Genomic DNA, 18,562 nt, shown 5'->3' with positions numbered 1-18,562 from the left:
GGCCGCGGCGATAGCGCTAGGCAAGACGGTTTTAGCCAGGCGAAGGTCAGCGCGATTGGAAAGCCCGCTGCCTTCGGGACGCATGCCGGCGCCGGGACCGGCCGCGGTCGTCGGCGGCGGCTACCAGAGCGACATGCCGGGCTTCGGGAATGTCCTCACCGACGAGGAGATCCGGGCCGTTCTGGCCTTCATCAAAAGCACATGGCCCGAGCGGGAACGCGCCTATCAGGCAGATGAGCCGCCGGGAGCGGGAGCAGACACAGTGAGACCAATCCTAGCCGCGGAGCCCTCGAACGCCCCCAACCGGAATGCATTGTCCATGAAAGCGAAACCGTCGCTTGCGATTCAATTTCTGGCGCTGATCCTCGGGACCTCCGCGCTGGCCCACCATCCGGGCGCCGATCTCGACAAGATGAGGGACAGCGCGGAGAGGTTCTTCCAGGCGATCGACGAGCAGGCCGCGCCGCCTTTCGAACTGGCCGACGCGGACGGAAGGGCCGTCCGCCTTCCGATCTCTCCGACAAGATCGTGGTGCTCTACTTCATGACGAGGTAACCTTGGAAGAAGAAGGCGACGGCCACTGGCGGCAGGATGGCAAGCACGCTGGCCGCAAAAAGCGGCCCATACTCATAGAAGCGGGCCGGTTCTGTCGCAAATCGTGCTTTTGGCCACAACTGGACGCTTTCGCGCGCTTATGGACCAGCTCACATGACAGGGCTCGACGTGCCCCGGGGTGGCGCCCTACTTCCACGCTCGCACTGTCACACTCCCGCCGAAAGGCGGGTTTAGTGAGTTATGGCAGTGACTGTGCCACCAGTCCAAACGTCGAGTTTCGCGGCAACTTCGACGCTTTCCTTAGCTGACTTGCCCAAAACCAGCGCGGCCAAAGCATACTGCTTGCCGCTCCCGATGGCATAATATTCACCTTTCACGGGATCACTTGGCAGCCAATTGCCGTCCAACAATACGGCTTCCCCATTTTTGCGCACTATCAGCGCCTCAAATTCAAAATTGTCGTCGTTGCGCGGCACAGGAATATCAGAAACATCCATGCCCTTCTCAACCCAGTCTCGAACGGCCTTTGGAATACCCAAGGACGAAGAGGAAACGCCGATGAGTGTGCCGTCGCATAAGCGAAACACCTTCGTTTTCTCACCGACGGATACTGAGTCAAAACCCAAGGCTCGGCCGTCGCCAGCCATGGTTCCGTTCCTGTAAGCTATTGTTGTCATTGGCACCCTTCTATCGCTGCATCAAACTTCAGGACCTTGCGCATGTCCCCTGTGTCAAGGTCACTGACCGACGGCCTATTTGCCTGATACACGATACAGGCTGCGCTCCTTGAGTTCGCGCACGGGTGGCCGTCATCTTGCCGCCTTCGCGCAATGCCTTGAACAGGCCGAGTCTGTCCCCCAGCGGGAATGACAACCACCTCCATGTCGTTGAAACGCAGGAAATCCGTCACTTTGCCTCGTCGGTAACGGGCGGAGCCGGAGCGGTCGTCACCGGGCAAGCGCGGTCGCAGTAGGTATCCTGGGCAGCCCGTCAGACATGGATGGCTTCGGTTGTGTCATGCGACTTCTTGTTGGTCGGTCACGTGTTTCCGGATAACCAGCATGCGCTGTGCCAAATGAGAAAACCATTTAAAGTCAATCCAGCAGATCTGACTGTATTCCGACATTGTCGGAAATTGGACATCGCCGAACGCGGGCGCTCGGGGCTTGTGATGATACTTGGGCGTGCTGCTTCGGAGGAGGGATGCGCCTCGTACCGGCCGCGAAGCCTTCCTGCATTTAAGGCGCCAGATCAATTGAACGCGATGCCGGGCAGCGTCGCAGCGGCTAAGCCAGCCACTCGCATTGCTCCCTGACAGGATGGTGCCGATCCTGCTGAGATCGCATGCTGGCGCGACGTTGCTTTGCGGCCACCGTCGCGCCTGCCCGTGAACTGTTCGCGCCTGTGCTCATGCTCGCCTTGACACCCTCGATGGGTCCATCCGGGATGGTCAACCATCCGGAACATAGCGGGCAGGCGGGCATCTTCACCAGCAGTCTCTGTGTCGCTCTCGTGGCGGCAAACAAGATCGAGGCTGGCGGGGTGATGATCAACGGTCCTCGAACCATCGATTTTGATCGCGGTGGCCGTTCAGTGCGTTCAAGCACGAGGCGCCGTTAGACGGCACCGCAGCATCATAGCGAAGTGCCATGCAGGACGACTCCCTGCAGCATCGTCTCGCGCAGCCAAACACTTGCCGGATCACTGTTGTGAACGGCCGGGCGTTTGACGGCCTGTGACGCGAAAAGGCAACGGAAGATCTAGCATTTATGGGGGAAATGTTTTTTCGGAGTGCTTGACCCGCAGGAAGGGCAGGGCATGACTGCCTATCGCCCGACCCGGCAAGGCCGCACTCATGACCGGCTGGGCTCGGTTAATCCTGCATGCCGCGCCCATGAGGTTACTTGTCCGGAGTGCGTCGAGCACAACGAGGAGATGTAGTTCACGATCTTTGAAAAGCGTGGTCAACCATCCAAAGTGTGGATGCCTTTCATCGAAACAAACGATTTCATCAATGTTCTGGAATCCTGCATGGGCAGAAGCACCTGATGGACACCGATGCCCCCACTGCCTCATGGCGTGGCGAGCGTCTTAAGAAACCGCCCGAAAGGAGATTTTTCATGCGCTCTACCGGGCAGTGGAGTGCTGGGAAAGGGAGTTGCAACTGACCGGCCATGTCAAACTGTCCGACTTCTTCCGAGCCTATGGACAGACCGGGAGACGCGCACGTGTAGCGGCTCACATCGTCATACTGCACCTACGCCACACACCGGCCGGACCTGATCCGGCTTTATGAGCATTGGGTTTTGTCAGTTGCCCAAGCGTGATGGCTTTCGCGACGCGGCGCGCCTCAGGAACTGAGCCGCGTCCAGGTCGAAACGCGGGAAAGAAAGACAGGAAACAGAATGGCCGATCAATTCGCAACGGACGTCATTGCCCTGATCAAGAAACGCGCCGAGTCGGAGAGCGGTGAGGGAATGCCTGCGTCATTCGTCGGCGAGATAACAATCGCCACGGAACTGGACGCGCTCGGGTTCGATTCGCTGGGTTTGGCGGACGTCCTCTGGGATGTGGAGCAGGCCTACGGCATCAAGATCGACATGAACACGGCCGATGCCTGGTCCAATCTCAAGAATGTCGGCGACGTCGTGGAAGCCGTCCGCGGCTTGCTTGCGAAGGAGGCTTGAATGGACAGGCGCGTCGTTATCACCGGAGTGGGCGGCCTGTGCGGACTGGGCACCGAGGCCGCCTCTATGTGGAAAGAGATGCGCGAAGGCCGCTCCGCCATCGGCCCGATCGCCAATTCCGAGCTTCATGACCTGGAGGGCATGACCGGCGCTGAGATCAAGGCGCTGCCCCAGCACGACATCGATCGCAAGCAGCTCGTCTCCATGGCCCGCTTCAGCTTGCTCGCCGTGCTTGCAGCGCGCGAAGCCATGCGGCAGGCCGGACTTTCCTGCGACGAGGGGAATGCCCATCGCTTCGGCGCGACAGTGGGCGTCGGCGGCTTGGGCTGGGATGTGATGGAGGAAACTTACCGGGCCCTCCTTTTGGACGGCGCGAGGCGAGTTGGCATCCTCGCTGTACCCAAAACGATGCCAAGCGCGGCCGCCGGCCAGGTGAGCTTGAGCCTCGGCTTGCGCGGGCCGGTCTTCGGGGTGACCTCCGCATGTGCCTCGGCCAACCATGCGATCGCCTCGGCGGTGGACCAGATCAAGCTGGGCCGGGCCGACGTAATGGTTTCCGGGGGCAGCGACGCACCCTTCGCATGGGGCGTGCTGAAAGCATGGGAAGCAATGCGCGTGCTTTCACCCGATACCTGCCGGCCCTTCTCCGCCGATAGGAAGGGCCTGGTGCTGGGCGAGGGTGCGGGCATGGCCGTGCTGGAAAGCTACGAGCATGCCACGAGGCGTGGTGCCACAATTCTTGCCGAGATCGCCGGCGTCGGCCTTTCCGCCGATGCCTTCCACATTGCCGCGCCATCTGTCGAGGGGCCAGCGTCGGCGATGCGCGCCTGCCTTGCCGATGCCGGGCTGAATGCCGAGGACGTCGACTACCTCAACGCGCACGGCACCGGTACCAAGAGCAATGATCAGACTGAAACGGCGGCGATCAAGCGTGTGTTTGGAAACCACGCTTATTCGATGTCCATCTCTTCCACCAAGTCCACGCACGCGCATTGCCTCGGCGCAGCGAGCGCGCTTGAAATGATCGCCTGCGTGATGGCAATCCAAGAGGACGTCGTGCCGCCGACCGCCAACTATCGCGAGCCAGATCCCGCTTGCGACCTCGACATCACACCCAATGTGCCGCGGGAGCGCAAGGTGCGCGTCGCCATGAGCAACGCCTTCGCCATGGGCGGTACGAACGCAGTTCTGGCATTCAGGCAGGTGTAGAAGCCATGCAAGACGCCTCATTTGAGGTCACCTGTCGTATCTAGCTGCTTGCCGGACCACTATGTAAAGCGAGCGCTATTGGCTGCCTCTGCGATGCGGGAATTGGCAGCGGACGTCTCTCGATCAAACAGGCATCTTGCTTGTAGAATTCTTTTAATCGTGAAGCGGCGCGAGTGCGCTATCCGTTGAGGTGAGCAAGGCCGGCGCCCTGGGTGAGCGCTGGTGTCGGGTGGTGGAAAGTACAGGGGGAGCTGTGTGGCCCCTCTTTCTCGGCCTCGACGATGTGCGAAGGAGCCTGCGCGGCGAACGGGCCAACGCCCCAGGCTCAGAACCTGGGCGAACCTAACTCCCGCCAAAGGACAGCCCAGAGCTGGATACACGAAAGAGATACTGAACCCGCGAATCAGATTCTGATCAATCGTCGTGTCTGAGCTCCACTCGGCTCTTACGGAGATAATCGCGCGGCCCGGCAACGGCCGCGCGTGCCGCGGGCGTGAGCTTTGCGCTTCGTCAGAAGTGCCTCGAGCGTGACGACGATAATTGACCAGCCATATGGAACGCATTCGCCCAGTTATCCAAAGCGTGGATACCTTTCATCTAAACAAAGGATTTTACCGTTTTTGCTGCAGGTCCCATAGAAGCGCTTCAAGTTGGAAAGATAGGTAGTTCCGATGGTTGCGTTGGATCTGAGGAGCATCATCTGGTGTGCGGGGCGTACAAAGTCAGTCGCATCTGCATTGCGGCTTGGTCTTTCGGCGGTCCCCACAAGTTACGCCCCGTTGGCGCGACGCCAATTATTTAATCAATGCTTGGACATTTATCTCAACCAGACAGCTACAAGGTGAGGTCTTCCATGCGTCCGAATGTCGAGTGGAAGTTGTGCTGGGAAAATGAGCTGCAACTGGCCGACCATGTCGAACTCTCCGACTTTTTTCGAAAGACCTATGGACGGACTGGCGCCTTCAACGCGGAGCCATTCGAAGGCGGCCGCAGTTGGGCCGGCGCGAGGCCGGAATTCCGCGCAATCGGCTACGACGCGCATGGGGTAGCGGCTCACATCGGCATGCTGCGGCGCTTCATCAAAGTTGGCGAGGTCGACTTGATCGTCGCTGAATTGGGCCTGTACGCGGTTCGTCCGGATCTTGAAGGGCTCGGAATCGGTTTTTCGATGCGCGTGGCGTACCCAGTGCTCCATCAGTTGGGTGTTCCATTCGCTTTCGGCACGGTTCGGCACGCGCTGCGAAACCATGTCGAAAGATTCTGCAGAGCCGGCCTCGCGAACATTGTGTCGGGCGTTCGCGTACGGTCGACCCGTCCAGATGTGCATCCCGACCTGCCGCCCACGCGCCTGGAAGACGTACTCGTGTTGGTTTCGCCGATCGGACGCTCGATGGACGAGTGGCCGTCTGGTACCCTGATCGACCGGAACGGTCCGGAACTATGAAGCCTCTGGACTACATATGCGAAGGGCAGAGTGACAATGCCGATCGCATTGCAGAGCGCAGCGTCTATCTGACGTTTGACGACGGTCCCAATTCATTTTTCACACCGCAGATACTCAATGTGCTGGCGCAACATCAGGTGCCGGCGACCTTCTTCGTTGTTGGGGCCTACGCGGCCGACGAGCCGGAACTCGTTCGCCGAATTATTACAGACGGCCACGGTATAGCCAACCACACGATGACTCATCCGGACCTAGCTAAATGCGGGTCCGTCGAAGTCGACTGCCAGATAGTTGAGGCAAACAGAGTCATAGGGATGGCTTGCCCGCAGGCCATGGTTCGGTACTTTCGTGCACCCTATGGCATCTGGACCGAAGAAGTAATCGCTGCATTAGCGGGTGAGGCATTGGCGCCCGTCCATTGGTCCATTGATCCACGCGACTGGTCTCGCCCCGGCGTTGACGCCATCGTCGACAGAGTGCTCGCCGATATCCGGCCGGGCGCAATCGTGCTGTTGCACGACGGGTGCGCTCCCGACGAATTGCAACCAGGCAATCAAGCCAGTCTGCGCGACCAGACGGTGACAGCGTTGTCACGCCTAATTCCAGAATTGCACGGCCGCGGATTTGTAATCCGATCACTTCCTCAACATCCCTGAACAAACAGAGATCCTATGGACCTTCTCACCACAGCCAGTACTGTTGCCGTTTCGTCTTATGCGGTGCTCTCGACTGTTTACAGAGGCATGCAAGCGGTCTACTCCCAACCGGAAAATGTTACGCCGCCGTCGGAAAGCTTGTTCGGATCCGACCGTTGGCCGAGCGTGGATGTCATTATCCCCTGCTACAATGAGGACCCGCGCACACTCGCGGCGTGTTTAGCTTCCATTGCAAATCAAGATTACTCCGGAACATTTCAGGTCTATCTGGTTGACGACGGTTCTGGAAATCGTAATGCCGTCATCCCGGTACATCACGCCTACGAGGGCGACCCGAGATTCAATTTCATTCTGCTCCGCGAAAATGTTGGCAAACGCAAGGCGCAGATCGCCGCCATCCGCCGCTCATCTGGAGATTTCGTGCTCAGCGTCGACTCTGACACGACACTTGCGTCCGACGTCATCACGAAGCTTGCAGTAAAAATGCGGGATTCCATGGTCGGAGCGGCCATGGGCCAGCTGACGGCATACAACCGCAGCGACACTTGGTTGACCCGATTGATCGATATGGAATACTGGCTGGCTTGCAATGAGGAGCGCGCGGCGCAAGGTCGCTTTGGTGCGGTCATGTGCTGCTGCGGCCCATGTGCAATGTACCGCCGGTCTTGTCTCCTTTCTCTGCTGGATCAATACGAGACGCAGCTGTTCAGGGGGAAACCAAGCGACTTCGGTGAAGACCGTCATCTTACGATCCTCATGCTGAAAGCAGGCTTTCGAACCGAGTACGTTCCAGGTGCCGTCGCGGCGACAGTCGTTCCGGACAAGATGGGACCTTATTTGCGCCAACAACTCCGCTGGGCACGAAGCACTTTCCGGGACACGATGCTTGCGCGAGGTCTACTGCGTGGCCTGGATCGCTATCTAACTTTGGATGTGATGGGAGAGAATCTCGGCCCATTGTTGCTCGGCATCGCGGTAGTAACGGCGCTCGGTGAGTTACTATTTTCACATACAGTAAATTGGTGGACGGTGCTGGCTATTGTCACGATGACCATAATCAGATCTACGGTGTTATCTTTCCGCACTCGGCAGCTTCGATTCATCGGCTATTCAATGCACGCGTTAATCAGGATATTCCTGTTGATCCCCTTGAAGGCTTACGCCCTGTGTACATTGAGCAATAGCGATTGGCTGTCGCGTAAAAGTGTTCCCCTGCCCAACAGCAGCACAAAGGAAATCACAAGCGCGATGCCGCTTGGCGGAGCAAATGCTGCGGGCAATTCTGGAATTGCGGAGTCACTTCATACTGCAGATCTTTCGCTCACAGCTAGTGAAGTCTGACGGCCTTGCAGCGCCGAGTGACCGAGTAAGTTGTGTCAGTCGACACGGGGTGAAGCTTGTCGAGTTACCTATGGTCAGAACGGGGACTATGTGGAAGCGACACGTGGCATCTTGACGTTATTCTTTGGCGGAAGCGATACACACGTCGCTCCGGCCGCGACTTTCCAAAGGTGTCATCTCAAGGCGGTGGCCTGCTCTGAACCAGAATTCGCAAGTAAGCTGCCGGTGGCCAATCGGACTCATTCCGCTTGAGATAGACGCATGTCCAATGTAGCAATCGACCTTACCGGCGTAACCAAATTATTCGGAAACAAGCTCGTTGTGGACGGGCTGTCCTTCACCGTTGCATCGGGAGAGTGCTTCGGTCTGCTGGGGCCTAACGGCGCAGGCAAGAGCACGATTGCGCGTATGCTCCTCGGTATGACCCGGCCTGACGCGGGTGATATAACAGTCCTCGGTCTACCAGTGCCGGCACGCAGCCGCTTGGCCCGCAAGGGCATAGGCGTGGTCCCGCAGTTCGACAATCTCGACCTGGAATTTACGGTACGTGAGAACCTGTTGGTGTTCGGGCGCTACTTCGGCATGAGTACAAGAGAGATCAACGCCGTCATCCCACGGCTGCTCGAGTTCGCTCGCCTTGAGAGCAAGGCGGATTCACGTGTCGGCCTGCTATCCGGCGGGATGAAGCGGCGCCTGACGCTGGCACGTGCTCTGATCAACGACCCCCAGTTGCTTGTGATGGATGAGCCCACGACCGGCCTCGACCCGCATGCCCGCCATCTGATCTGGGAGCGACTTCGTTTCCTGCTGGCGAGCGGAAAAACGATCATTTTGACCACCCATTTCATGGAAGAGGCTGAGCGGCTTTGTGATCGGCTGTGTGTTCTCGAGCGGGGACGCAAGATCGCCGAGGGCAGTCCTCATGCGCTGATCGACGAGTACATTGGGTGCAACGTGATCGAGATCTTCGGCGGTAATCCACAGGAGCTGATTTCGCTGATCAGACCGTACGTTCAGCGTGTCGAGGTAAGCGGCGAGACGCTCTTTTGCTATGCGCCTGAGCCGGAGGATGTGCGCATCCAGCTTCGCGGTCGAGCGGGTCTGCGTATTCTAGAGCGTCCACCCAGTCTGGAGGACGTTTTCTTGCGGTTAACCGGACGTGAGATGGAGAAGTGAGCAATGGGTGAACGTTTTGCGGCCGCTCTACCCGCCAACGCCTGGAACTGGATGGCGGTGTGGCGCCGCAATCATCTGGCATGGAAGAAGGTGGCATTTGCTTCAATGCTCGGCACCCTTGCTGATCCGATGATTTACCTTTTCGGGCTCGGCACTGGCCTTGGACTGTTGGTAGGCCGCATCGAAGGTGCATCCTACATCGCCTTTCTGGCAGCCGGCATGGTTGCGACGAGCGCGATGACAGCATCAACCTTCGAAACAATTTACGCGGTTTTCGGTCGAATGCGCGATCAGGGCACTTGGGAAGCAATCCTGCACACACAACTTACCCTCGGCGACATCGTTCTCGGTGAATTGACCTGGGCAGCCACAAAGGCTTTTCTGGCCGGTACGACAATTGCGATTGTTGCGGCCGCGCTAGGTTATGCCGCGTGGACGTCGGTTCTCTACGTGCTACCGGTCGTCGCTCTCACCGGATTCGCCTTTGCGAGCCTGGCCATGCTCGTCATCGCGCTCGCGCCCAGTTATCACTATTTTATTTTCTATCAGACGCTTGTCATCACACCCATGCTGTTCCTTTCGGGCGCGGTTTTTCCAGTCGGCCAATTGCCAGGAGTGTTTCAGCAGATTGCGGCCTTCTCGCCCCTGGCGAATTCTATCGAGCTAATCCGTCCGGTGATGCTCGGCCGCCTGGGCGACAATGTAGGGCTGCATATAGGCGCACTTTGCATGTTCGCTGTATTGCCTTTTTTTCTGTCGGCTGGACTGTTTCATCGACGACTAATGCGTTGACGCTTGCTTACACCCATTAACCAGAAGGAGGTCCGCAATGCCGGATGCAAACTGCCCACAGCGGCCCGGAGGCATGCGTATGCTAGGAATCGCGAGTGGTACAACGCCGAAGCCGGGCGCCACCCAGCCGCTGCAGGCACCCGCCCAGCTTCGCGACCACACCTCGAAGAACAGGCTGGATGGTGAGGCGCGGACCCACCCGGAGCGTTCAATCGATAGCAGCCAAGCTTCTTGTGCGCGTCCACAGACCGTCGCGGCCATTATTTAGTTGGATACACATGCAATGACCCACAACGAAGCAACTCTTGAGCCTTTTGTGATCCTTGCTATGCCAAGGACCGGAACACACTATTTAGAAGAATTGCTAAACGAGCATCCGACCGTTTTGAGTAACGGTGAGTTGCTAAACGAATATGATCCCAATTGGCCCAGCACTGATCGCCTGCTAGGCACGGATCGCGAGCTTCTTGAGCTTGCCTATGTGCGCTGCCCTATGCGCGACTACAAGAATGTGACGCATCTTGGATGCAAGATCAATGAACCTCAGTTTCGCGAGCGTCCCGCATTCTTTGCGGAACTGGCTCGTTGGCCAGCACTCAAGGTCATCCTTGTTGTTCGCCGAAACGTATTGGAATCGCTCCGATCCTTTGTGCAGGCCAGGGAAAGCGGTCACTGGCTGAAGTTCAGCTGGGACAACGATACCGCTCGGCCACCGAGCGTCAGGTTGTCAATCGCCGACTGTGAGGCTTATTTCAAAGCCGCCGACGATTTTCACGCTCGCGTTATGGACTCCTTCACGTCGACCAACCTGCTTGTAATGGAATACGAGAGCCTACTTCACGAACCTGCCCAATGCCTGGGAGCGGTTTGGGATTTCCTGGGCGTTCCAGCGCTTGAGCCATCAGATAACGCCATCCTGCAGCGCCAGGAAACGCGACCGCTGGATCAAACGGTGGAGAACTTTGACGAGTTGCGGATTCACTTCGCACGGGGACCTTATTCAAGATTTTTTGACCTCGGAGATTCAATGCGCTCCTACGCTTAATCGCTTGTACCGCGTGCTCTGATGGGCGTGTAGGATATCCTGCAGTTTGCGCGCATTCCGTCGCAAAACTGACAAACCAAAGTCACCAAGACGACAGAGATATCGGCCGGCAGTCGATCTGCGGCAGACATCAAAGACACGGCCGCAAGGCGACCTGGTCAATTCCCTCTCTGGCGAAGCACTTCTTCAGACGCGATCTTTGGCGAGCCTTGAGTGCAAATTCCGGCAAAGGTGGAGGGTTCCAGTGCGCAACCCGCACCAATCTCGCTGGACGGGACAGGCCTCCAGTTGGCACGGCGCTTGCTCCGAGATGACAGCAGCGCTCGACCGGAGCGCAGCATGGGAGAAGGAGGAGCCCCCACCCCGATCCGGTCAGGGAGAGAGAAACGGTGTTGGTTCCAAGAGTCCCCCGCGCGATCGCAGCGCCCCGCAAGCCCCATTTTGCCCGGACCTACGTGCAGGTGCTTGCCGCCATAGTCCTGGGAGCCGCAATTGGCTACCTCTATCCGGAAACCGGCCAGAGCCTGAAGCCGCTCGGCGATGCCTTCATCAAAGTCGTCAAGATGATTATCGCACCTGTCATCTTCCTGACAATTGCGACCGGCATTGCCGGCATGAGCGATCTGCAGAAGGTCGGCCGAGTTGCCGCCAAGGCGATGGTTTATTTCCTCACCTTCTCGACACTTGCACTCGTTGTCGGACTGATTGTCGCGAATATCGTTCAACCTGGCGCCGGCCTCAACATCGATCCGGCCTCGCTCGATGTCCAAGCCGTTAAGGGCTATGTGGCCACGGCTCACGAGCAGTCCGTGACCAGCTTCCTGATGAACATCATCCCGTCAACGATTGCCAGTGCCTTCGCGGAAGGCGACATCCTGCAAGTCCTGTTCTTCTCGGTCCTGTTCGGCATTGCTTTGGCGATGACCGGAGAGACGAGCAGGCCGGTCGTTACCTTTCTCCAGGCGCTTACCGCCCCCATTTTTAAGCTCGTCGGCATTCTGATGAAGGCTGCACCCATCGGCGCCTTCGGCGCAATGGCCTTTACGATCGGCAAATACGGAATCGGTTCGGTGGCCAACCTCGCGATACTGGTCGCGACGTTCTATCTTACCGCCTTCCTCTTCGTGTTCGGGGTTCTCGGCGCGGTCTGCCGCTACAACGGCTTCTCGATCTTTTCTCTCGTCCGCTACATCAAGGACGAGCTGCTGCTTGTCCTGGCAACGTCCTCCTCGGAGGCCGCGCTGCCCTCGCTAATGGAGAAGATGGAGAAGGCCGGCGCCGCCCGTTCGGTCGTAAGTCTCGTCATCCCTACTGGATACTCATTCAATCTGGACGGTACCAATATCTACATGACGATCGCCGCCCTCTTCATCGCCCAGGCGACGAACACAGATTTGTCAATTGCCGATCAGATCCTCCTGCTGCTAATTGCGATGCTTTCCTCGAAGGGTGCGGCAGGCGTCACCGGCGCCGGCTTCATCACATTGGCCGCTACTCTCTCTGTCGTGCCGAGTGTTCCCGTTGCCGGAATGGCTCTAATTCTTGGCGTGGACCGCTTCATGTCGGAATGCCGCGCGCTGACGAATTTAGTCGGTAATGCGGTGGCATCGCTCGTTGTCGCTCGCTGGGAAGGCGAATTGGACCAGTCACGGATGGAAACCGCTTTCCGCGGTTAGGGTTACATCAAACTGGCTCCCCGCAAGCAAGATCGCAACAGCGCGACGTGTAAGTAGCGGCCTTGACACAACAGTCGAATTGCCAGCCTCCAAAGAGCGCTGGAAATAGAGTACTAACGCAGTGAGTAATACAACACCATGAAGCCCCTAAGCAAACGAACGGTTCACGGAGACTCATCTGGGTGCGCATGGAGCGCTGTTCGTCGAATGCGCTATCCGCGGGGTGGGGGAACTATTTCAGCTTGCCGCCCCAAGCCGTCGCGGGAGCGCACCGGATGATGGAGGACCGGCCGATCAGAATCGCGAGGGGAAAGCGCGTCACAATAGCCGATCTCGCCCGCGAAGCCGGAGTCAGCGTAGCAACAGTCGATCGGGTTCTGAACGTCCGCCTTCCGGTGCGAGAGGAGACCGCCCAGCGGGTCCATGCGGCCGCGCACGCGATCGGCTATCATGCTGCCGGTCTCATCAAACAGCGCTTGCAGCAGCACCTGCCGCACTACAAGCTGGGCTTCATCTTGAGAAAACCTACCCACGATTTCTACCAAGATTTCGCTCGCAAGATCGAAGAGTCGGTCAGTATGGCTAAATCCTTCCACGGCCTTCCGATCATCGAGTTCGCGCAGTCACATTTGCCGCGTGACCTGCTCCCGCTTCTTAAGGACCTTGGGAGCCGCTGCCAGGCGATCGCCATGGTGGCGGCCGATCACCCGAAAATCACAGCATCAGTCGAGGAGCTCAAGGCGAAAGGTATCCCGGTATTTTCGCTGCTATCCGACTTCGCCGATGGCGTGCGCGAGGGCTACATCGGCCTCAACAACAGCAAGGTCGGACGGACTGCCGCTTGGGTGTTTTCCAAGGCCGCAAAACGGCCCGGCAAGGTGGCGGTGTTTGTCGGAAGCCATCGCTTCCAGGCGCATGCGACGCGGGAAACGGCCTTTCGTGCGTATTTTCGTGAGAACGCGCCAAAATTCGAGGTGCTTGATGCGCTCGTGAACCTTGATGAACGGCAGCTCACTTACGAAAAATTGCTGGATCTTATGCAGCGGGAACCAGAGCTCGTCGGCTTCTATATGGCCGGCGGGGGGATAGAGGGGGCAATTTCCGCGCTCCGAGAAGAGGGGAGCGGTCAGGATCTCGTCGCGATCGTGAGTGAAATGACGCCGCAGTCACGTGGGGCGCTTGCGGATGACATCTTGACGATGGCGGTCGGCACGCCAATGCGCCGACTTTGCCAGGAGCTGATAATGGCAATGGAGCGGGCCATCAAAGCCGGCGTCGCGGAGAGCCCGGGGCAGACATTTCTGCCGTTCGACATTTATCTTCCGGAAAATATTTGACCTTGATGGATTTCTATCATGAGCGCCCATTTTCCTTTCACCGATGAAAGGAAAGCTCGATTGACTCGGCCGTCTCTGTCCGATCTGTGAACCGGCGTGGTTCCGTCTTGAAAGAAGCCGGATGCCGAAATGGCAGCCGCGCTTCATGGAAGGAAAGTCAAGCAATGCGCCAGGTATCGCCCCGCTTTGCACTCGATCACATGGCGGCGCCCCGCCTTGACGTCAGTGCGCTTTTCGCGCTTGCCCGTGACCAAGGCCTGACCGACGTCCAAATCCGTTACCCTCATTTCAGCAATCCTGTCGCACGCGGCATTCCGGCTGCGGACGTTCGGTTGGCCGCTACCGAAGCGGGCGTCACGATCATCTCTGTCAACGCCTTGCAGCGGTTCAACGACTGGACTCCAACGCGTCAGGCCGAGGCAAGCAACCTCGCCGATTATGCGACGGCGTGCGGGGCGGAGACGCTCGTGTTGGTGCCGGCCAACCGCAGCTCGTGGCCCACCAATAGCGAGCGCCAGGACAATCTTCGTTTCGCTCTAAACGAGATCAAGCCAATCCTCCAGTCGCGGGGTCTGATCGGTCTCATCGAGCCGCTGGGTTTCCGAACCTGCTCGCTTCGATCAAAGAAGGAAGCGGCCGAGGCCGTTGCCGCGGTTGATGGCCAGTCCGTCTTTCGCCTCGTGCACGACACGTTCCACCACACCCTGGCCGGGGAGACATGCCTGTTCTGCGAGCTTACCGGCCTGGTGCACATTTCAAGCGTAAACGACCCGACCTTCTGGATTTACCCCGATCGCTTTCTTGCAGGTTCCGACAATGGCAGCCAGATTCAGGCGCTGCTGGATGGCGGCTACGCGGGACCTTTCTCATTCGAGCTGGTCGAGGAAGTCCATTCTCTGGACGATCTCGCAGGCGCACTTGCCGCCAGCATCGACTTTATCCGGCGAGGGCTATTGTCGTCAAAGTAGATGGTGACAGGAGTAGTGACTATAGGTGCGCCTGAATTTTCCGTGGGTTCACAGCGGGGCAGCCATCCGAGATGCCTCCTGTATCATTATCTCCCGCATCCAGATGCTTGCCGGATCGCTATTGTGGAGGGCCGGCCATTGGAGGGTCTCGGTGAATGTGGGAAATGGCAGCGGAAGTTCGATAACCCGCAGGGGGAACGTTTTTTCGAAATGCCTGACCAGCCGTAAGGGCATGGTCGCTATACGAGCTGTGCCGGACACCATAGGTGGAATCATGCTGAAGCCCTGCACGGCGACCTCGACACGTCTCTTAAGGCCATGCTCAAGCAAAAACCATTCCTCGATAGACGGCTTCATCGTACGCCCGAACCTGACCGCGACGTGCCTCATCGACATGTATCTCTCGAATGTAAGCTGCTGTGGCAGCTGCTTGTTTGTGGGACAGCCTACGCACACGAGCTTCTCGTCAAACAGCGCAACGCTTGAATGCACACTCGACGTGAACATATCCGGTAGAATTAGAAAATCGACGTCACCGCGCCGGAGAAGCTCATCGGGGCTATCGTCGACAGGCAGCAGTTCGAAGCTGACGGCGGGGGCTTCCCGTGAAATACGCTCCACAAGCTTTTCGAAAAACACGAGCGTGACGAAATCGGAAAGAATGATCCTGAAGAGGCGATCGGCTCGAGCTGGGTCAAACGGATCCGAAGAAATAATCGAGCACTGGATGTGCTGGAGAGCGTCGCGAACTGCGGGGGCAAATGCTGCCGCACGCGGGGTTAGAAATCTTTCGCGACCTCTTATCGTAAACAGTTCATCGCGGAAATAATCGCGCAGTCGGGCGACGGCCGCACTCATGGCGGGCTGACTCAGGTTAATCCTGCGTGCCGCCGCCGAGAGATTACGCTCCGTCAGGAGTGCGTCGAGCACAACGAGGAGATTTAGATCAAGTCCTTTGAAACGCATGTCATCAGCCATCCATGGGATGGATGCCTTTAACCGAAACAAACGACTTTAACAATTTAGCATTCTTGCAATCTTTTGTCGCAAAAAGTTTATGATGGATGACGTTAAGGTCCGACATATGAGCCGCGTGATCTGCCGAAGCGAGCAATCGTTCGTACTGTGCAGGTCAGAGATTGGCAGTTTGAAACGCCGGGCCGATGGCGCCGGTCTATCAACCAGCGTCTTCGGCGGCCCCGACCTAGCTAGGCGTGGAACCTAATAGGGTGCACCTTTCCAGTCCGAGGCGACTGATGGGCGGTTTGATCCTAAGCTGCCGTGAGGCCTGTGCCAATTGTATCGGCGAGCCAATGCAGCAGTCCGGCAGCGTTTTTGAGAGCTGTTGTAGGCTCGGCCTAAGCCCATTGGCGCAAGCCTATCTGAACGAAGCGCTTGGCCTTGCCGCTATCCGGTATGTGATCTGTGGTGCCTTCTCGTCCTGCTGTTCTTGTTTTGGAACGCCCTTATGGTGAGCCCATCCGGGACGTGGGGCACCGGGAGCACAAAGGTGCAGGCAGGCCGTCAATAGACCGTGGGCTGAGAGCCCGAGCTCGTTACATGGCCGCCCCTCGCGACTTTCCCGGATGCGCTGCGAGCGCGGATCAGTAGATGTCGTGTTGCCCGCCAGCTCCCGTCTTTGACCGAGCCAAGAAGGAGGAACGGGCATGCTTATCATCGGACTGGATATTCACCGCGCCTTCGCCGAAGCAGTGGCATGGGAGGAGGGCAGGCTCAGGCGACTCGGCCGCGTCGACATGCGGCGCGATCTGCTGGCGGCGTTCGCCGCGAAGCTGTCGCCGAACGATGTCGGGGTGATCGAGGCCACCGGCAACGCGACGTCCGCTGCAGCTGTGGTTGCGCCGCATGTGAAGAAGGTGGGGATCGCCAAGCCGAAACAGGTGTTTATCGTTGCCTATGCCAAGATCAAAACGACGATCGACGCCGACGTTCTTGCGCAGCTCTATGCCAGCGGCTTCTTGCCAGAAGTCTGGATTGCGGACGAGCCGACGCAGGCTCTGCGTCGACAGGTGACACGGCGCAATCAGATTGTCCGACAGAGATCTCGATTGAAGAGCGTCATCCAGTCGATCCTTCATAGCCACCTGATCCGTCCTGCCCGCATGCTGACCTGTGCGGCGCCAAGGGTCGGACCTGGTTAATCGAGCAGGTCGTACCGCAGGACGAGCGCCTCGCGATCGATGGGCATCTGCGCGAGTTCGACCGATTGGGCGAAGACCTCCAGGTCATCGAACGCGATCTTGTCCGCTCGGCTCTCGAGGATGAAGGCGTGAAGCGGCTGATGACCATTCCCGGCGTCGACATCACCGTCGCGCTGGCGATGAAGGGCGGCGATCGGCGACGTGTCGCGCTTCGACGATCCGCAGAAGCTCGTGACCTATCTCGGGTTGAACCCAAGCGTCCAGCAGTCCGGCCAGGTCCGGCCTACCATGGGCGGATCACCAAGCAGGGCCGTGGTCATGCGCGCGGCATGCTCGTCGAGGCGGCCTGGGCGGCCGCTCGTGCTCCCGGACCGTTGCGAGCCTTCTCCCTGCGGCGTGCGAGCCCGGCGCGGACAGCATGTCGCGGCCGTGGCAACCGCACGCAAACTCTCTGTCGTGATCTGTCATCTGTTGAGAAGGGCGAGAGTTACGCGTGGGCTCGACCCTCCCTGCATGCCAAGAAGCTTGCGCGATGTGGAACTCAAGGCCGGGAGCAAGGCTGTGCGCGGCCAAAAGGGAGCGCACGCCTACAACATAAAGAGCCACCGGGAAGAAGAGCGCCGCTGGGTGGAGCAGGCCGAGGGCGCCTATGCACGCCTCGTCGCCGGTTGGAACCCACGAGGTCCGAAGAGGGTAGGCACGGATGCCGCAAACGAGGCGCGACGATAGAAGCTGCGCGGCAGGGCTCTCATCTCGGACCCTGCTCTTCGCCACGCGGTCGTCCGTGCGCGACAGGAGAATAGCGCAGATTTATCAAAAAGGCTCTTGTCGATCACATCAGTGGTCTTGGGCGCTGTACGGCCGGGTGAAGACTTTGCAGGTGGCCCGGAAAGCGTTTGACCTGCAGCGAAGCAATTGTCGTCATTACGCGCTCGACCCGGGCGCCCAGCTTGGCATAAGGGCTACGTGGCCTCAGGAAGCGTCGTCGCCAATGCAGACCATGGACGAATTCCCAGCCGATGCCGAGATGCCGGTCGACCGTGCCTGTCGCCGTCCGGTGATGCGATGCCCCCGAGCGGATGAGTTCGCCCCGGATGCTCCCGGTCACGACGCACGGGTTCGGGTTCCAAGGCGCTCAGTTTTGTTCGCGCCCAATCGGTGTAGGACGCGGCAGAAATACGAGCGTGACGAAATCGGAAAGAATGATCCTGAAGCGGCGATTCGGTAGAGCCGGGTCAAACTATCCGACGAAATAAACGATCACTGGATGGGCGGGGGAGCGTCGCAAACTGGAGGGCAAGAGCTCCCGGACGCAGCGTTAAGTTTGAATACCTCCGCGGACATGGTCGCGAGCTTATCGCGCAAATAAATCGAGCAGCCGAGCGCCGGCCGCACTCATGACCGGCTGGGCTCGGTTAATCCTGCATGCCGCGCCCATGAGGTTACTTGTCCGGAGTGCGTCGAGCACAACGAGGAGATGTAGTTCACGATCTTTGAAAAGCGTGGTCAACCAT

Annotated in this window: 15 protein-coding genes and 2 pseudogenes; 15 read left to right on the top strand and 2 right to left on the bottom strand. The window is 58.6% G+C overall.

The genetic code is table 11. The features are described 5' to 3' along the window. Positions 1-266, top strand: a pseudogene (locus tag EOA22_RS39500) (cytochrome c); the annotation flags it as partial. A 53-nt stretch (positions 267-319) separates the two neighbouring features. Continuing rightward, positions 320-547: a hypothetical protein gene (locus EOA22_RS39495; RefSeq protein ID WP_063169405.1), complete on the top strand. Its 228-nt coding sequence runs from the start codon at positions 320-322 to the stop codon at positions 545-547. Between the two features lie 238 nt (positions 548-785). Here the strand turns inward: EOA22_RS39495 and EOA22_RS05050 are convergent, their stop codons facing one another. Then, positions 786-1,202: a hypothetical protein gene (locus tag EOA22_RS05050; protein WP_063169404.1), complete on the bottom strand. Its 417-nt coding sequence runs from the start codon at positions 1,200-1,202 to the stop codon at positions 786-788. Positions 1,203-1,899: 697 nt separating this feature from the next. Between EOA22_RS05050 and EOA22_RS05045 the strand changes: the two genes are divergently transcribed. From EOA22_RS05045 to EOA22_RS04990, 12 genes are all read left to right on the top strand, one after another. Next, entirely contained in the window at positions 1,900-2,175 is a 276-nt protein-coding gene (locus EOA22_RS05045) for a hypothetical protein (protein WP_063169403.1), read from the top strand. A gap of 785 nt (positions 2,176-2,960) precedes the next feature. Continuing rightward, complete coding sequence (locus EOA22_RS05040; protein ID WP_029356603.1) at positions 2,961-3,242, top strand: acyl carrier protein; 282 nt, start codon at positions 2,961-2,963, stop codon at positions 3,240-3,242. After that, positions 3,243-4,451, top strand: a complete 1,209-nt coding sequence (locus EOA22_RS05035) for a beta-ketoacyl-[acyl-carrier-protein] synthase family protein (RefSeq protein ID WP_127389867.1) — start codon at positions 3,243-3,245, stop codon at positions 4,449-4,451. It begins immediately after the preceding gene. Positions 4,452-5,304: 853 nt separating this feature from the next. Further along, positions 5,305-5,895 (top strand): NodA family N-acyltransferase, encoded by a 591-nt coding sequence (locus EOA22_RS05030; protein WP_063169401.1) that lies wholly within the window; start codon positions 5,305-5,307, stop codon positions 5,893-5,895. Further along, on the top strand, positions 5,892-6,551 hold the full coding sequence (nodB, locus tag EOA22_RS05025; RefSeq protein WP_063169400.1) for a chitooligosaccharide deacetylase NodB: 660 nt from the start codon (positions 5,892-5,894) through the stop codon (positions 6,549-6,551). The genes EOA22_RS05030 and nodB overlap by 4 nt, the downstream gene beginning before the upstream one ends. A 15-nt stretch (positions 6,552-6,566) precedes the next feature. Continuing rightward, the gene (nodC, locus tag EOA22_RS05020; protein ID WP_063169399.1) at positions 6,567-7,892 is read left to right on the top strand and encodes a chitooligosaccharide synthase NodC; all 1,326 of its coding nucleotides are present in this window, start codon (positions 6,567-6,569) and stop codon (positions 7,890-7,892) included. A gap of 261 nt (positions 7,893-8,153) precedes the next feature. Next, positions 8,154-9,068 carry a nodulation factor ABC transporter ATP-binding protein NodI gene (gene nodI, locus EOA22_RS05015; RefSeq protein ID WP_024505873.1) on the top strand — a complete coding sequence of 305 codons (915 nt, stop codon included), beginning with the start codon at positions 8,154-8,156 and terminating at the stop codon, positions 9,066-9,068. Between the two features lie 3 nt (positions 9,069-9,071). After that, positions 9,072-9,860, top strand: coding sequence for an ABC transporter permease (locus EOA22_RS05010; protein ID WP_063169398.1), 789 nt, complete (start codon positions 9,072-9,074; stop codon positions 9,858-9,860). Positions 9,861-10,143: 283 nt separating this feature from the next. Continuing rightward, the gene (locus EOA22_RS05005) at positions 10,144-10,905 is read left to right on the top strand and encodes a sulfotransferase domain-containing protein (RefSeq protein WP_063169397.1); all 762 of its coding nucleotides are present in this window, start codon (positions 10,144-10,146) and stop codon (positions 10,903-10,905) included. Positions 10,906-11,297: 392 nt separating this feature from the next. Further along, positions 11,298-12,581: a dicarboxylate/amino acid:cation symporter gene (locus tag EOA22_RS05000; RefSeq protein ID WP_210326678.1), complete on the top strand. Its 1,284-nt coding sequence runs from the start codon at positions 11,298-11,300 to the stop codon at positions 12,579-12,581. Positions 12,582-12,856: 275 nt separating this feature from the next. Next, on the top strand, positions 12,857-13,918 hold the full coding sequence (locus tag EOA22_RS04995; RefSeq protein WP_051695606.1) for a LacI family DNA-binding transcriptional regulator: 1,062 nt from the start codon (positions 12,857-12,859) through the stop codon (positions 13,916-13,918). Between the two features lie 164 nt (positions 13,919-14,082). Beyond that, positions 14,083-14,886: a TIM barrel protein gene (locus EOA22_RS04990; protein WP_063169395.1), complete on the top strand. Its 804-nt coding sequence runs from the start codon at positions 14,083-14,085 to the stop codon at positions 14,884-14,886. Between the two features lie 48 nt (positions 14,887-14,934). On the opposite strand, the gene EOA22_RS04985 is transcribed toward EOA22_RS04990, so the two are convergent. Next, the gene (locus tag EOA22_RS04985) at positions 14,935-15,852 is read right to left on the bottom strand and encodes a LysR family transcriptional regulator (RefSeq protein WP_063170390.1); all 918 of its coding nucleotides are present in this window, start codon (positions 15,850-15,852) and stop codon (positions 14,935-14,937) included. Positions 15,853-16,553: 701 nt separating this feature from the next. Here EOA22_RS04985 and EOA22_RS04980 point away from each other — a divergent pair. Then, positions 16,554-17,777 (top strand): annotated as a pseudogene (locus EOA22_RS04980) (IS110 family transposase). Positions 17,778-18,562 lie beyond the last annotated feature (785 nt).

The sequence above is a fragment of the Mesorhizobium sp. M7A.F.Ca.US.014.04.1.1 genome (genome assembly GCF_003998745.1).
Taxonomy (GTDB): domain Bacteria; phylum Pseudomonadota; class Alphaproteobacteria; order Rhizobiales; family Rhizobiaceae; genus Mesorhizobium; species Mesorhizobium ciceri.
The sequence above is the reverse complement of the archived record's forward strand: the minus strand, read 5'-3'. Positions and strand labels throughout refer to the sequence as shown.

Coding starts and splice junctions, on each gene's coding strand:
- EOA22_RS39495 (WP_063169405.1), top strand. CDS start 320: ATGAAAGCGAAACCGTCGCTTGCGATTCAATTTCTGGCGCTGATCCTC.
- EOA22_RS05050 (WP_063169404.1), bottom strand. CDS start 1,202: ATGGCTGGCGACGGCCGAGCCTTGGGTTTTGACTCAGTATCCGTCGGT.
- EOA22_RS05045 (WP_063169403.1), top strand. CDS start 1,900: ATGCTGGCGCGACGTTGCTTTGCGGCCACCGTCGCGCCTGCCCGTGAA.
- EOA22_RS05040 (WP_029356603.1), top strand. CDS start 2,961: ATGGCCGATCAATTCGCAACGGACGTCATTGCCCTGATCAAGAAACGC.
- EOA22_RS05035 (WP_127389867.1), top strand. CDS start 3,243: ATGGACAGGCGCGTCGTTATCACCGGAGTGGGCGGCCTGTGCGGACTG.
- EOA22_RS05030 (WP_063169401.1), top strand. CDS start 5,305: ATGCGTCCGAATGTCGAGTGGAAGTTGTGCTGGGAAAATGAGCTGCAA.
- nodB (WP_063169400.1), top strand. CDS start 5,892: ATGAAGCCTCTGGACTACATATGCGAAGGGCAGAGTGACAATGCCGAT.
- nodC (WP_063169399.1), top strand. CDS start 6,567: ATGGACCTTCTCACCACAGCCAGTACTGTTGCCGTTTCGTCTTATGCG.
- nodI (WP_024505873.1), top strand. CDS start 8,154: ATGTCCAATGTAGCAATCGACCTTACCGGCGTAACCAAATTATTCGGA.
- EOA22_RS05010 (WP_063169398.1), top strand. CDS start 9,072: ATGGGTGAACGTTTTGCGGCCGCTCTACCCGCCAACGCCTGGAACTGG.
- EOA22_RS05005 (WP_063169397.1), top strand. CDS start 10,144: ATGACCCACAACGAAGCAACTCTTGAGCCTTTTGTGATCCTTGCTATG.
- EOA22_RS04995 (WP_051695606.1), top strand. CDS start 12,857: ATGATGGAGGACCGGCCGATCAGAATCGCGAGGGGAAAGCGCGTCACA.
- EOA22_RS04990 (WP_063169395.1), top strand. CDS start 14,083: ATGCGCCAGGTATCGCCCCGCTTTGCACTCGATCACATGGCGGCGCCC.
- EOA22_RS04985 (WP_063170390.1), bottom strand. CDS start 15,852: ATGCGTTTCAAAGGACTTGATCTAAATCTCCTCGTTGTGCTCGACGCA.